The sequence below is a fragment of the uncultured Capnocytophaga sp. genome (assembly GCF_937936315.1).
Taxonomy (GTDB): Bacteria; Bacteroidota; Bacteroidia; order Flavobacteriales; family Flavobacteriaceae; genus Capnocytophaga.
This window is the reverse complement of record NZ_CALGWU010000042.1, coordinates 1-12,757: the sequence shown is the minus strand read 5'-3', so window position 1 is coordinate 12,757 and position 12,757 is coordinate 1. Positions and strand designations below refer to the sequence as shown.

Here is a 12,757-nt window from a genome sequence, read left to right as displayed (position 1 = left end):
CATATTTGCGTTCGCGTTCGGTGATGTATTCCTTATAAATAGGGATACGAAGCTCGGTTTGTTTTTTGCAAAAATCTTCCCAAGAGAGGGTTTTCTTTTTCTCCACTTCTTCTTCATCCACTCTGTTGGCTTCTGTTTCCCAGTCGTACATCGCTTGCAAGAAAGCAGTGAAGCGCTGGCGTAGAGTTTGTTCTGTTTCTGTCATTTTGGATTATAATTTTAAATTGTCATTTTCGTCAAACTCCCAAAAAGGATTATAAGCAACTTCAAAGAGGTAGCCGTCCAAGTCCTTGAAATAGCCGCTATATCCACCCCAAAATACTTTTTGAGCTGGCTTGACAATAGTAGCTCCTAATTCACTGACCTTAGATAAAACAGCATCTACTTCTGCTTCCGATTTGGCATTATAACTAATTGTTATTCCTGCAAATGTACTTGACTGATAAGGTAGCGTAGTATCTTCGGAGAGTTCTTGTAAAGGATATAATCCTAATACAATTCCTCCCAAAGGGAAAAGAGCATACTCCTCCATACTTTTGTCCGACTTCTGCCAGCCTAAGTTCTCATAAAAGGCAAGAGCTTTCTTAAAGTCGCGGACACCTAAAGTGATAAGTGTAAATTTCTGCCTCATTTTATTTATGGTTTAAAATTTCTCTCTCTTTCTTGGGGACTTTGGCAAGTACTTGGTCGTAAGAGTGCTGTATCATCTCCTTGATAAGGGTAGGGGGTAAGCCTTCTAAAAGTACAGTATTCCAATGTTTTTTGTTGAGGTGGTAGCCTGCCACAATCTTGTTAGGAAACTCCTCGCGGAGTTCTATCGCACGCTCGGGGTCGCATTTGAGACTCACCCGCAAAGGTACTGATTCTAAACTTGTAAGCACAAAAATACGATTACAAATCCGAAATACTAAAATATCCTCGCCAAAAGGCATATCCTCAGTAACGTGGGGCAAGGAAAGGCAATAATCTCTAAGTTCTTCTAAGTTCATATTATTCCAGTGATTTTAAAATCTGTTTTTGCCGTTCTATTTCTTTAGCGAGTTCTTCCTCTGTGGGCAAATATGACATATATTTGGTGGCAAAAAGATGTTTGTTTTCAGCTAAAACAGAATACTTTGCAATCGTTTGGTCTGTTTGAGTACAAAGTAGAATGCCAATAGTAGGGTTATCCATTTCTGATTTTTCTAAATCATCAAACATTCTGACATACATATCCAATTGTCCTATATCTTGGTGGGTAATTTTGTCTGTTTTGAGTTCAATGATTACAAAACATTTCAATATATAATTGTAAAAAACAAGATCTATGAAAAAATCTTGTGTTTCAGTACGAATGTGTTTTTGCCTTGCTACAAAAGCGAATCCTTTGCCTAATTCTAATAAGAATTGCTGTAGGTTGTTGATTAGATTTTTTTCCAAATCATTTTCATTATAAGCATAGTGGGTAGGGATATTTAGGAACTCTAATACAGTAGGGTTTTTAATAAACTCATAAGGGTCTTGCTGAAATTCTGCTGTTTTTTGTTGCATTTCTTCTACAACAATGTCTTTTCTTTGTGAAGCTAACAAGCGCTGATAATAAAGTGTGTTGATATTGCGCTCTAAGGTGCGAACTGACCAATGTTGCTCGGCAGTTTCCTGTAAATAATAATTTCTTGCTTGAGTATTTTCAACTCTCATTATCAGTCGGATATGAGACCACGTTAATTGTGCACACGTGTGTGCAGAATCTTTGATGTTAGGAAAGGTAAGATAAAACTTTTTATAATCCCAAAGAGTTCGCTTGCTAAATCCTTTGCCTAATTCTTTTGAGAGTTGAGCTATAATCTGCTCTCCATAGTTAGCACGCACATTGCCTTGTTGCTCTTCTTTTACAATACGTTCACCAATAAGCCAAAAACCTTCAATCATAGCAAAGGCTGTTGCTTGATAAGCCTTTTGTCGTGCTTCAAGTAGTATTTGTTTGATGTCAATAATACATTTTTGTAGTGTTTCCATACTATTTTTGTTAAAGATGTTTGTTTTTAGACATCGCTATATTCAAATTGTTTTTCTTCTTTCGGAATGGGAATAAACTTGTTACACAAAGTATCAAACTCTTCTCGCGAAAGTAATCCTATATATTTTTCGGTGTATTCCCTATCATTAAATGTATAGACGTAGGTAGAAGCAAAAGTTTTTCTTTTATAAATATCTTCTACTATTTTTGCTTGCTCCTCACTTAAATAAGGACGGTGCGTACGGAACATATTGGCTATTTCGGTATAAAAAGAATCGTCATCAGCAAGTAGTTCATCTATACATAATACGCATTCTAACAATCCATAGAAGATAAAGTTTTGAAAGTTATCAGCTAAGACATCTACATTAATCCAATCGTGAGCAAATAGTACCACCCAAGGTTCAGGGAGAGGGTTTTCTTTATTGTAAAATAAACAATAATAGTCGCCTGCTCCATTCTTTCCAAAAGGAATGAAGAGGTACTCAGGTTTAATTTTATAAAAACTTTCAGTACCGTGTAAGAATTCTATTTCTTCTGATATTTCAGAGAGTTCTAAAATTTCAAAATCCATACGCCCTTCTAAAAGTAATGGTGGATTATCTTTGATTTTAGGGTACTCAAGTTCACGCCAACGAGGACCAAATTCTCCCCAATTGAGCATACCATCCTCATAAAGCTGGTGATATAGCTTGGGGTACTGAAAGTTATAGGTTTGTTCTATTTGTTGTAATAGGTTCATATTGGATGTTTTTTTTATTCATAATACCTTCCCAAGTCTAACAGATGTCCTAAGAAATACCAGTCGTTAGGGATGATTTCATCTTCCCCTATATAATCACATAAGCCTCGTGCGCCACACTCCAAGAGGTCTAAAGGATTGAAATTGTACCAATCATAGCCCGTTTCGGAGGTGATGCCAAAGGAACGCATTTCGTTATGAAGTTCTTTGTCTTTCATACGGTGGAGTTCAGCTATCTGAAAGAGAATAACTGCTTGGGTATAAGCAAAGGCGGAAAGATGTTCAGTCTCTTCGGGCATTGAGCGAATGCTTGTCCACTGTTCCTCATAAGTAGCAGTCTTTGCACTGAATGCCTCCTTAAGCAGTTCAAGGCAAAGAGTAGGGGAGAAGGGGGTGTTTTCGTGTGGAGTTACAATCCTATATAAAGCCAAGAGATAGGCTTCTAAATCTCTGTTGGTTAATTTTTTAGGAAGCTGTTCTATACAATTGTAAAATTCGTCGTAGGTCATAGAGATAATTAGCAAAAGGGTGTTTCTTATTCATTAGCGTATTCAATGGTTCGTTCTACAATCAGGTTGGTATAACGTTTAGAGTATTCGATGCGTTTCTCTATCCAATTGCCGTGATTATCATAGCGATAGGTGTATTTGCGAGTATAGACTTCGCCTTCTTTGTTGCTAATTCGCTCGAAAATTTCGTTGTTATGCTCATCAAAAGTGGTTTCAGTTATTGAATAAGGTTTGGGGTCGCCTATATCCTGATGGGCAACATAAATTACATTGCCTTTTTCATCAAAACGAGTTATGGTAAACATAAAAGGCTTTCCGCTTTCTGAAAAACTGGTATTGACTTTTTCGGTATCACTATGAAATTCAGTAGAGTGATGAAAAATCTTTTCTCCCGTAGTTATATTTGTATAATGATTATCTATACATCTGCCTTTGGCATCATATTCGAGTTGGAACAAGTATTGGTAGTCAGCAGTGCGAGTGAGCTGACTTATGTTATTACCGTGTGCATCGTATTCGAAAGTAACAGTTTCTTTCCATTTGCCATTTTCATAAGTAATACATTCTACCTTTTGTTGTAGGTCGTTATAGCGGTATTGTTTTTCCTCCCAACAGTCAGTTAGTTCTTCATCTTCTGGGTCATAGAGTCGAGAGTTCACACAGTTACCATAAGCATCATAGGTAAAGAGAAAGTGGTATTCCTCGCCATAACAAGCATCTACAAGTTTACCTTGCTCATTGTAAATGAGGGTTTCAGTATAGTCTTCTAAGAAGTATTCTTCACCTTTTTGCCACTGACCATCTTCGGTGATGACAGCAGCATAACAATGCGATTCATCTCGTTTTATCTTCATTTTTTAAGGGTTATTTTAATGTTTTTAAAAATTCTTTGCCTTTATCAGTAAGGTAGTATTGTTGCTTGCTACTTGTGGGTTTATCAGGAATGGTAAGCGCTACAAAACCTTGTTCTATGGCAGGATTGAGATAGTTTTTTCTGAAATAATCTCTATTTTTCAAGCCTAATTTTTCTTGAATTTCTTCTCTATAAGATACTTCTTCCAATATATTTAATAAATCTTTGACTTGCATGGTAACTTGCATGGTACTTGCATGGTACTTGCATGGTACTTGCATGGTACTTGGGGGGTACTTGGGGGTAACTTGCATGGTATCTTGCGCTTCTTCTTTCATAAGTGCTTGTAAATCTTCATCTATAGGAAAGATTACTCGCAAGGTGTTTTCCATAAACTTAAAAGATTCTTTAGGATAACTCTGCAAAATACGAGGAATACCAGAACCTAAATGTTCTACTAACTCTACATCGCGGAAGATGCGCATCAACTCTTTGTTGCGAGGTATAGAAGTGCCTGAGAAGAATTCTTCTTGTGAAATACCATAGGGAAGTCCGCCACAAGAGGTAATGACCAATCGGTCTTTAAAAATCTCGAACTTAGGGGCTACTTCATAGGTATAATCGTTGTGTACAAAGGCATTAATCACAGCCTCACGAAGGGCAACAGGATTCCAAAGGCGACGTTCTATACGCTGTTTGTAGGTTATCTTGGTGAAAGTGCGGTTCTCAAGATTGAGTTTGTCTAATACCTGCTGAGTTGCTTTGATAAGAGATTCGTGTCCGTACTCTTCATTCTGTACCAAATCAACTTGGTTAGTACCTGCATAGCGTGCCACTCTTACCGATATATTATTGATATCGTTCATTAAGTAAGCTACATAGTTGTAATCGCCATCTTCATTCAAAAGTTCTAAATTTCTTGCAAATTGCTCGTTGAGGGTTTTACCCATCGATTGGTAATAGATTTGCAACTGCTGGAAGCGTAAATCTTTCTTTGGAGACTTTATCTTACCTATTGAATAACGCGTACGCTTGGTAAACAACTCTTCTATTTGTCGGGAAGGCATAGGTTCTGAAGCACTGCCTATACGGATGAAAGCTCCTTTTTCTGAAAGCCCATATTTCTTGATGTAATAAGGCTTTTCATATCCTCCTGCTACAATGATTTTAACAATATTCTTATCGTCGCGTTTTTCCAAAAGAATATCAAATAACCCCATACACGAGGGGAGAATATTATTTTTAAAGCGGTCTTTGAGTTCTAATTGTACAGCATCGGGGTTAGGAACACCAATGGTTTTCCCTGTTTTATCAATGCCGATATAGATAAAACCACCTTCATTTGTATTGAGAAAAGCAACGACTTCCTTTTCCAATTCAGGGGTAACTTGTCGCTTGTATTCTATGTTTTTGGATTCAATCATTGTAAAATGAGGTTTTTATAGGGCAAAGATAGTGATAATTAGCTAATTTAGCAATAAGCTAATTAGTTAATTGCCGAATTACTTTTCATCATCTTGTATTTTTTTCTATCTCCCTTTACAGTGGCTACTACTTTAAAACCAAGTTTTGTATAAAGACCTTTAGCTATGAGGTTGTCATCAAATACATTTAAGCTAATAGAATGAACTCTTTTATTCTCAAAAAGCATTGTGATAAATAACTGCATTGCTGAGGTGCCTAATCCTTTTCCTGTAAGCGAAGGATTGATAAGAAATCTACCAATATGTACGTTGCTCCCTTCTACTCTTATTTGCTGAATCATCCCTATAAAACTACCCTCTACCTCAATACGAAAACAATGAGACAAAGCATTGAGCGCTTCCATTGTAAGAGGATAGGGCAAAGCATCTCCTGCCCATTGTTGCAAGAAATCAGCGCCTTTGCTATTTGTCCAATGTATAATAGCTTGCTTATCTTTAGTTGATAATCCTTCAGTTATTCTCATTTTATCAAACAAACTTACTTGCTTTTTAATATTATCTAATCAGATGGTTATCTCTACCATATTGTCATCGGGGTCGAGTATCACGCTTTCGTAATACCCATCACCTGTGGTACGAGGAGCACTAAAACACTCGTAACCTTCATTTACGATTTTCTGAGTAAGCACGTCAACCGCTTCTTTACTCCCTACACTAAAAGCAAAGTGTATAAGTCCTTCACTCGTCACCTTGTCCAAAGGTTCACCGAGGTTGGGTCTCCACATTATTTCCAAACGAGCGCCACTATCAAAACTTAGAAAGTAGGTGCGTAATCCTGTTTTAGGATTATGGTACAACTCGTTTGATTTTGCGCCGAAGAAAGTCTCATAAAAGGCTTTAGATACTTCCAAATTTTTTACATATAAAGCGATGTGGTCTATTTTCATAGTGATAATCTGCTAATTATCTATTACTTGTTACCTGTTATCTTCAACTAATACCGACATACCTGGTCTTAAATCCTTTACTTTTTGGGTAGGATAGGCTTTGATAGCGAAAGTTTTCTTGTCGAAATCACCTTTGCTTTTGGTAGCTGTCCAAGTGGCGAAATCAGCTTGTACGGCTATGTGTTTTACTTCCATTTCTATCTCCTGATTGCCAAGGGCGGGCACAATACCTTTGAATTTAGTACCTATTTTGAAGTCTGCCATTTTATCTTCGCGTATGTTGAACACTACCCACTCGTCCTGAGTATCGATGAGGTTCATCACAGGGTAACCCGCATTTACGATTTCGCCTTCGTTGGGGATAATGGTTTGTATCTCGGCATCGGCAGGAGCGAACACTTTAGCTCCATCTTTATAAGCATTTACCTCAGTAATCACGCCTTGTGCCTGAGCTACAAGCGCTTGGGCAGCGGTTTTATCTTCTACACGAGCGCCGTTTTTTGCCATTTCGTATTGTGATTTGGCAGCTTCGGCTTGTTTTTGTAGGGCAACCATTTGGGTATAAGCCTCATCTTTCTTTTGGGCAGGCAATACCTTTTCGTTATAGAGGTTGCTCACACGCTGATAGGTTTTTTCAGCGAGTTCAGCGGCAGCTTGTGCTTGTTGCCATACGTTATAAGCTCCTTGAATTTGTTCGCTACGAGCACCGCGTTGTGCTTTGTCAGACTGCGCTTGTGCAGCCAAACGAGCTGCTTCGGCTTGAGAGAGTTTGGCATCGAGTTCGGTGCTTTCAAGTTCCAAAAGGAGGTCGCCTTTGTGCACTTGGTCGCCTTCCTGCTTGTAGATAGCTTTCACCCTACCAGGTACTTTGGGTGCAACATTGATTTGTTTAGCTTCTACCTGACCTTGCAAATATACAGGTTCGCGGTTGCTAAAAAAGTAAATAGAAAGAATGAGTACTACCGCAAATACAGCGATAGTGATAATAAGTCCGGTGATGTTTTTCTTTTTCATTGTTTATTTAGTTAAGAGATAAGAGTTAAGAGATAAGAGTATTTGTGTCGCGCTACCTTACTTGTTCGCTGAATTTATCACTCATTCCGCAGGTTTCGAGGAGCTGGGCGAGGGTTTTGTCCATTTCAAAAAGGGCTTGATAGCGTTTGATTTTGATAGACGCCAAATAAAGGTTGGCATCGGCTACATCGGTGGAGGTGGAGAGACCTTCGGCAAAAGCTTTGTCACGGGCACGTACGAGTTCTTCTGCAAAACGCAAACTTTCTTCTAAGCTGAGGTATTGTTCGCGTTGCTTTTCAATCTCGGTGTACTGTTTTTTCACTAAGGTTTGTACATCTTTTTCGGCTTGTGCAGTGATGAGTTCCACACTCTCACGCATTGCTTTGGCTTGGGCTATCTTGTTTTTGTCCTGCAAACCGTTGAAGAGATTCCACTGTAACCCTACACCCACTACCCAGTTATCGGGTTCGGTTAAAGGTAGATTTTCACTCCACAAGTACTTTTTGCCAACTACGGCTACATCGGGTAGATAAGCGGCTTGTTGCGCTTTTACGCTTTGGGTAGCCATTTGGGCTTTCAGCTTGGCTTGCACAATCATAGGGTAGTGCTCTTTGGCTTGCTGTTGGTAGTATTCAAGCGATTGGAGAGGGGCTACCTCAAAGAGTTCGGTGGAGAGGGTAGAGAGCGGTTGCTCGGTAGTACCCATTACACCATAGAGCGCTGTTTGCGCTAATTGTATATCCTTTTCAGCCGCCATTACTTCACGCTGGGCATCGGTAACGGCTTTTTTAGCTTGCAACACCTCTACTGAAGCAATCATCCCGTTCTTTTCGAGCTTTTGAGCGTTCTCGTAGTGATGTTGTGATGTTTCAAACGATTGTTTTCTTACTTCCAACGCTTTTTGGGCTAACTGTACTTGAAAATAACGTTCCGCCAACTCACTGATGAGCGCATTTTCGGTTTTTTTGGTTTCTACAGTAGCTATTTCGGTGTTGAGTGCACTCACACGATTTCCTACGCGCACCTTTCCGCCAGCAAATAACACCCATTTAGCATCGGCACTCACTTTCCAGATGTCCTGCTCTTGGAACTTATAACGCCAATCTTGGGCAAAGAGAGGTTGCACCCTGCCGAGTAGCGGGGCAAATAGCGGACGCATAGGCGCGGGTACTTGGGTAGCAAAGCCTTGCAAACCGTTTTGTATGGGTGTTTTATAGTCGTTGAAGTTGAGGTAGAGAGGGTCGGCGAGGTGCATATAGCTCGCATTGACACTCAATTGGGGCAAGTATAGCCCGCGGAACGACTTGCGGTTATAATCGGCAGCTTCAGTTTGTTTTTCGATGCCTTTGAGTTTTTGGTTACCTGAACGCATCTGGCTAAGGGCTTCATCAAATGAGAGCGATTGTGCTTGTAATGAAGCTGTTAGCCCTATAACGAAGAGACATAATAAAGTGTATTTTTTCATAAAAGAAAATATTTTATTTTGATGGGGCAAAATTACAGCGTTTTTCTGAGGTAGAAGAATAAATAAAGTAGAATGTTTTTAAGATAGATTAAAAAAGGTGTTAGGGCAGGGGCTAACAACTAACTTCAAAGCCTTTTTAGTAGCTTCAGTAATTTTAAAGCGATCGTCCAAACGCTTGCCTACAACCCATACAATGTCTTCCTCACTGCACAATAACCATTGGTTTTCACGTGCTACTTGGCTGTATTTTTCATCAATAAAAAACTTGCTGAGTTTCTTCTTTGTTCCTAAACCTATGGGATAGAAAAAGTCACCTGTTTGTTTTTGTCGTAGGGTGAGAGGTGCGGTGAGTTTATCGGCATCGATAAAAGCAATATTTGGGTCACCTTTAGTGAGGTTGAATGGGGGAGTGAGTTCCTCATAAGTAAGTATAGGGGGAAGACTTTCAGCAGTGAGTTCTTTTAGCCAAGCACCTTTACTATCTTTCACAAGAGAGTGAGTAGCCGAAAGGAGTTGTTTGCCCGCTTCGGCATTGAAGAGGAGATTTTTTAGGTCTTTTACATTGCCAAAACCATAAGGATAGAAGAGTTTGTGAAGCACCAAATCTATTTCGGGGGCAGATTGTAGTTTTTCGGTATTTACAAATATGGGTTGAGTACCTTCAAAACAAGATTTTCTCCATTCTTCTATGTGAAAATCAATAAATCGTGCTGATTGATGCAAATATTCCTGCGTTTGGTTGAAATTTTCTAAATAATTAGGGTGTAAAACTGCCATCTGAGGGATTATCTCGTGCCGAATGACATTCCGCACATATTTATTGCTTGCATTACTGCTGTCCTCACGCCATTGTAGTTGGTGAGCCTTAGCATAATCGTATATCTGTTGGCGTGACCATTGCAGTAGCGGACGCACAATTTTATCGGTTTGCTGTGGGATACCTAACAACCCGTCTAAGCCACTGCCTCGCGAAAGGTTTATCAAAAAAGTTTCGAGGTTATCGTTGGCGTGATGTGCCGTAGCAAGGACATCGTAGTGATGTGTTTCCAAAAGTTCATAAAACCACTCATAGCGCAACTCACGGGCAGCCAGTTGAGTGTTGAGTTGGTGTGCTTTTGCATACTCTTTAGTATCAAAACACTTTACTTCCAGCGGGATGCCGAGCGTTTTAGCAAAGTCGCGCACAAAAGCCTCATCACCATCGCTTTCCTCTCCACGCAGTTGGAAATTGCAGTGGGCTAACAATATTTTAGTACCGTGAGAATGTAATAAATGCGTGAGTACTACGCTATCAATACCGCCACTAATGGCAAGGAGTATTTTTTTATTTTTTAGTTGATTTAGGGTGTTCATAGGGCAGTTTTATCAACATTAGTATCTTTCTTACCTCTTAACTAATCCCAAACCTCGCACTAGTATTGAGTTTTCCTATCAAACTTTTTGCTACCTCACAAGGGTATGCTTTTTTTCTATATTGGCGAATAGGCTGTATCCCCACTATGCTATTCGTAAAGAAAAGTTCATCGGCTTTTTGGAGTTCAAAAGGCGAAATAGAAGTCTCTACTACCTCGTAATCTTTGGTTTTACCAAGGGTTTTGATAAGCATCTTTCGGGTGATACCATTCAGAGCCCCATCGGTGAGAGAAGGAGTTTTGAGGGTATTGCCATTTACTACAAACAAATTGCCGTCGAGCATTCCTGCAATACTCTTGTTGCTGTTGAGCATAATACAATTCTGATAGTCGTTTTCATCAGCAAAAATGCGCCCTAATACATTTGCGTTGCGGTTGAGGTGATTTACATTAGCAAGTAGGTCGGGTTGTACAAAGAAATCTTTGAAGAGTTCTACCTCGTAGGGTTCTTCATTGAGTGTGTAGAAAGGGTTTTCAATAACTTTGGTTTCGATGAGATAGTCAATTTCATTAGAAGTCCCCTCTTTGCGGAAGATACTCAATCGCACTTTGGCAGGTTTGGCTTCTATACCATTAGCTTTGATGAGGTTGAGAATTTCTTCTTCAAGGTATTCCATAGAGAAGCTCATCGGGATATTCATACGCAAGATGCGCATACCAGCCATTAGGCGGAGGTAGTGTTCTTCCCAAAAGATGAGTTTTTGGTAGCTGTATTTGCAAAGGTCGAACACGCCATCACCATAGCGGAAGGCGCGGTTGTGGATGGTGAGAAAAGAGTCATTCTCACTGATAATATTGCCATTATAATTAATCTTCATTATTACTTTTTAAAGTCTAACACCTGAAACCTAACACCTAATTTGCACCTATTTTAGCTTTGAGGTCAGCTATTTGCAGTATCCATAATTGCTTAGCTTCTTCAATTTCATCGGAGGGGGCAAAATCGGTGATAGCAAGAGAAACCTCTTGAGTGAGGTCATTCACTCTAATTCTAATTTCAAAATAAGTTGTAGCCTCTTCATCTTCTTTCCAATGAAAACGAATGTGTTCGTCTAATTTTTGTCGTAGTAGTTGGGCAGTTTCTTCAATGCCATTCCACACAAAAGTATAGGTATCCTCATCTGCACGTACATCATCGGCGTACCACGAAGCAAGTCCTGCTGGGGTAGAAATATACTGGTAAATCAGTTGAGGTGAGGCATTTACAGTAACTTCCAATTGATATTTTTCTTTTGTTTGCATAGGTGATAGCAGTTTATTGGGCGCAAAGTACAACATTTTTTCGAAATAGCAAAATTTAGGGGCGTTTATAGAGAAGAAGGTTAGTAGGTGTTTTTTCTTTTTACAAAACGTAGAAAAAAATACCCGTTACTTGTGTATTGATAATTTATTCGTATTTTTACCTTTTCAAATTTGTCAAAATTCAGTATAAAAGTAAAAATGGTAAGAATTGATCAATGTTTTTTCAAATGGGTAAGCATTTTTTTGCTCTTATTTTCGGGTAGTGTGATCGCACAAGTGGCAGTGAGTGCCACGGCCGAAAACCCTGTGCACTTCGCTAATACTGACGACTTTTCGGCAGGTATGCTAACTATTACCTTTAATATGCCTGCTGGAAAAACTTCTGCCGAAGTAGAGGTTACGCTCGCTGACGGAATTCAGTATGTAGCAGCTTCTGAAACTATTACTGGTGGTTCTGTTACTCTCAAGGCTAGCTCAACTAACACAAAAACCGTGTTTACAATCTCCTCTTCCTCTACAGGGGGTGGCTTGTAACCTTGAAAATCAAACGAAAGGTTACCAAAGCTGCAATGGTTAAATTGAGTGCTGGTGATAACTTCTCCGATGTGGTGAAACTTACTATAGATGGTAGTACCGCTACTGATAATAACAACCCCTATAAGTTGCCTATACCTGTATTTACTGTACAAGTACCCTCAAGCCACAATAATGCTTTGGGTACCAGTACTCAAACCTTTACTATCCTCAATGGGGGAGAAGGAAAGGTAAAAGAAATTTATTTTTCTATTGAGTACCCCGCTAATGTTACAGGTAATAGAGTTGTCTACAATGGGGTTACCCTCACGCAGGTAGGTACAGTCCCTGCAGGTTTGCCTAATGCAGGCAAACCTCTCTACAAAGCTACCATACCTGCTGGTCTGCCTAAGAATGGTACTATTACCATTTCCGAAAATTACACCGTAGCTAAATGCGACCCTAACCGACAAATAAAATACATAGCCTATTGGGGTGCCGATAAAGACAACCTATTTGCCAGTGCCAATAACGCAAGGGCTATTAATATCAATATGGGTACACCTAATATAGTATTAGAAACCTGACTCCAAGTGTATTGGATAATGACCAAATAGGTACTAGGATAGGGCTTACA

General features: G+C 39.4%; 16 protein-coding genes and 1 pseudogene. 2 read left to right on the top strand and 15 right to left on the bottom strand.

Going from position 1 to position 12,757, the window contains the following annotated elements:
• The 15 genes and pseudogenes from Q0162_RS08430 to Q0162_RS08360 form a co-directional block, all read right to left on the bottom strand.
• A pseudogene (locus tag Q0162_RS08430) lies at nucleotides 1-205 on the bottom strand (hypothetical protein); the annotation flags it as partial.
• A 6-nt stretch (nucleotides 206-211) separates the two neighbouring features.
• Complete coding sequence (locus Q0162_RS08425; RefSeq protein WP_095901184.1) at nucleotides 212-631, bottom strand: VOC family protein; 420 nt, start codon at nucleotides 629-631, stop codon at nucleotides 212-214.
• A gap of 1 nt (nucleotide 632) precedes the next feature.
• Nucleotides 633-989, bottom strand: coding sequence for an MmcQ/YjbR family DNA-binding protein (locus tag Q0162_RS08420; RefSeq protein WP_297890912.1), 357 nt, complete (start codon nucleotides 987-989; stop codon nucleotides 633-635).
• Nucleotide 990: 1 nt separating this feature from the next.
• Entirely contained in the window at nucleotides 991-1,998 is a 1,008-nt protein-coding gene (locus Q0162_RS08415; RefSeq protein WP_297890911.1) for a PDDEXK nuclease domain-containing protein, read from the bottom strand.
• 26 nt (nucleotides 1,999-2,024) lie between these two features.
• Nucleotides 2,025-2,741: an SMI1/KNR4 family protein gene (locus Q0162_RS08410; RefSeq protein ID WP_297890910.1), complete on the bottom strand. Its 717-nt coding sequence runs from the start codon at nucleotides 2,739-2,741 to the stop codon at nucleotides 2,025-2,027.
• A 14-nt stretch (nucleotides 2,742-2,755) separates the two neighbouring features.
• Complete coding sequence (locus Q0162_RS08405) at nucleotides 2,756-3,250, bottom strand: hypothetical protein (RefSeq protein WP_297890909.1); 495 nt, start codon at nucleotides 3,248-3,250, stop codon at nucleotides 2,756-2,758.
• Nucleotides 3,251-3,276: 26 nt separating this feature from the next.
• Nucleotides 3,277-4,104, bottom strand: coding sequence for a hypothetical protein (locus Q0162_RS08400; RefSeq protein ID WP_096088637.1), 828 nt, complete (start codon nucleotides 4,102-4,104; stop codon nucleotides 3,277-3,279).
• A gap of 10 nt (nucleotides 4,105-4,114) precedes the next feature.
• Complete coding sequence (locus tag Q0162_RS08395) at nucleotides 4,115-5,527, bottom strand: Fic family protein (protein WP_096088638.1); 1,413 nt, start codon at nucleotides 5,525-5,527, stop codon at nucleotides 4,115-4,117.
• Nucleotides 5,528-5,589: 62 nt separating this feature from the next.
• Entirely contained in the window at nucleotides 5,590-6,051 is a 462-nt protein-coding gene (locus tag Q0162_RS08390; RefSeq protein ID WP_096088639.1) for a GNAT family N-acetyltransferase, read from the bottom strand.
• Nucleotides 6,052-6,090: 39 nt separating this feature from the next.
• Nucleotides 6,091-6,474 (bottom strand): VOC family protein, encoded by a 384-nt coding sequence (locus Q0162_RS08385; RefSeq protein WP_096088640.1) that lies wholly within the window; start codon nucleotides 6,472-6,474, stop codon nucleotides 6,091-6,093.
• A 30-nt stretch (nucleotides 6,475-6,504) separates the two neighbouring features.
• Nucleotides 6,505-7,488 carry an HlyD family secretion protein gene (locus Q0162_RS08380; RefSeq protein ID WP_096088641.1) on the bottom strand — a complete coding sequence of 328 codons (984 nt, stop codon included), beginning with the start codon at nucleotides 7,486-7,488 and terminating at the stop codon, nucleotides 6,505-6,507.
• A 52-nt stretch (nucleotides 7,489-7,540) separates the two neighbouring features.
• Nucleotides 7,541-8,953 carry a TolC family protein gene (locus Q0162_RS08375; RefSeq protein WP_297890908.1) on the bottom strand — a complete coding sequence of 471 codons (1,413 nt, stop codon included), beginning with the start codon at nucleotides 8,951-8,953 and terminating at the stop codon, nucleotides 7,541-7,543.
• A 78-nt stretch (nucleotides 8,954-9,031) separates the two neighbouring features.
• Nucleotides 9,032-10,306: a tRNA lysidine(34) synthetase TilS gene (gene tilS, locus Q0162_RS08370; RefSeq protein WP_297890907.1), complete on the bottom strand. Its 1,275-nt coding sequence runs from the start codon at nucleotides 10,304-10,306 to the stop codon at nucleotides 9,032-9,034.
• Between the two features lie 37 nt (nucleotides 10,307-10,343).
• Nucleotides 10,344-11,183, bottom strand: coding sequence for an aminotransferase class IV (locus Q0162_RS08365; protein WP_297890906.1), 840 nt, complete (start codon nucleotides 11,181-11,183; stop codon nucleotides 10,344-10,346).
• Between the two features lie 37 nt (nucleotides 11,184-11,220).
• Nucleotides 11,221-11,607, bottom strand: coding sequence for an START-like domain-containing protein (locus Q0162_RS08360; RefSeq protein ID WP_297890905.1), 387 nt, complete (start codon nucleotides 11,605-11,607; stop codon nucleotides 11,221-11,223).
• Nucleotides 11,608-11,805: 198 nt separating this feature from the next.
• Here Q0162_RS08360 and Q0162_RS08355 point away from each other — a divergent pair, with 198 nt between their 5' ends.
• Nucleotides 11,806-12,141, top strand: a complete 336-nt coding sequence (locus Q0162_RS08355; protein WP_297890904.1) for a hypothetical protein — start codon at nucleotides 11,806-11,808, stop codon at nucleotides 12,139-12,141.
• A 35-nt stretch (nucleotides 12,142-12,176) separates the two neighbouring features.
• Nucleotides 12,177-12,707: a hypothetical protein gene (locus tag Q0162_RS08350; protein WP_297890903.1), complete on the top strand. Its 531-nt coding sequence runs from the start codon at nucleotides 12,177-12,179 to the stop codon at nucleotides 12,705-12,707.
• Nucleotides 12,708-12,757: the final 50 nt, after the last annotated feature.

Excerpts from the sequence above, each read along its gene's own strand:
- Q0162_RS08355 (WP_297890904.1), top strand. The coding sequence starts at position 11,806 with ATGGTAAGAATTGATCAATGTTTTTTCAAATGGGTAAGCATTTTTTTG.
- Q0162_RS08410 (WP_297890910.1), bottom strand. The coding sequence starts at position 2,741 with ATGAACCTATTACAACAAATAGAACAAACCTATAACTTTCAGTACCCC.
- Q0162_RS08390 (WP_096088639.1), bottom strand. The coding sequence starts at position 6,051 with ATGAGAATAACTGAAGGATTATCAACTAAAGATAAGCAAGCTATTATA.
- Q0162_RS08380 (WP_096088641.1), bottom strand. The coding sequence starts at position 7,488 with ATGAAAAAGAAAAACATCACCGGACTTATTATCACTATCGCTGTATTT.
- Q0162_RS08415 (WP_297890911.1), bottom strand. The coding sequence starts at position 1,998 with ATGGAAACACTACAAAAATGTATTATTGACATCAAACAAATACTACTT.
- Q0162_RS08395 (WP_096088638.1), bottom strand. The coding sequence starts at position 5,527 with ATGATTGAATCCAAAAACATAGAATACAAGCGACAAGTTACCCCTGAA.
- tilS (WP_297890907.1), bottom strand. The coding sequence starts at position 10,306 with ATGAACACCCTAAATCAACTAAAAAATAAAAAAATACTCCTTGCCATT.
- Q0162_RS08350 (WP_297890903.1), top strand. The coding sequence starts at position 12,177 with ATGGTTAAATTGAGTGCTGGTGATAACTTCTCCGATGTGGTGAAACTT.
- Q0162_RS08365 (WP_297890906.1), bottom strand. The coding sequence starts at position 11,183 with ATGAAGATTAATTATAATGGCAATATTATCAGTGAGAATGACTCTTTT.
- Q0162_RS08405 (WP_297890909.1), bottom strand. The coding sequence starts at position 3,250 with ATGACCTACGACGAATTTTACAATTGTATAGAACAGCTTCCTAAAAAA.
- Q0162_RS08425 (WP_095901184.1), bottom strand. The coding sequence starts at position 631 with ATGAGGCAGAAATTTACACTTATCACTTTAGGTGTCCGCGACTTTAAG.
- Q0162_RS08385 (WP_096088640.1), bottom strand. The coding sequence starts at position 6,474 with ATGAAAATAGACCACATCGCTTTATATGTAAAAAATTTGGAAGTATCT.
- Q0162_RS08400 (WP_096088637.1), bottom strand. The coding sequence starts at position 4,104 with ATGAAGATAAAACGAGATGAATCGCATTGTTATGCTGCTGTCATCACC.
- Q0162_RS08375 (WP_297890908.1), bottom strand. The coding sequence starts at position 8,953 with ATGAAAAAATACACTTTATTATGTCTCTTCGTTATAGGGCTAACAGCT.
- Q0162_RS08420 (WP_297890912.1), bottom strand. The coding sequence starts at position 989 with ATGAACTTAGAAGAACTTAGAGATTATTGCCTTTCCTTGCCCCACGTT.
- Q0162_RS08360 (WP_297890905.1), bottom strand. The coding sequence starts at position 11,607 with ATGCAAACAAAAGAAAAATATCAATTGGAAGTTACTGTAAATGCCTCA.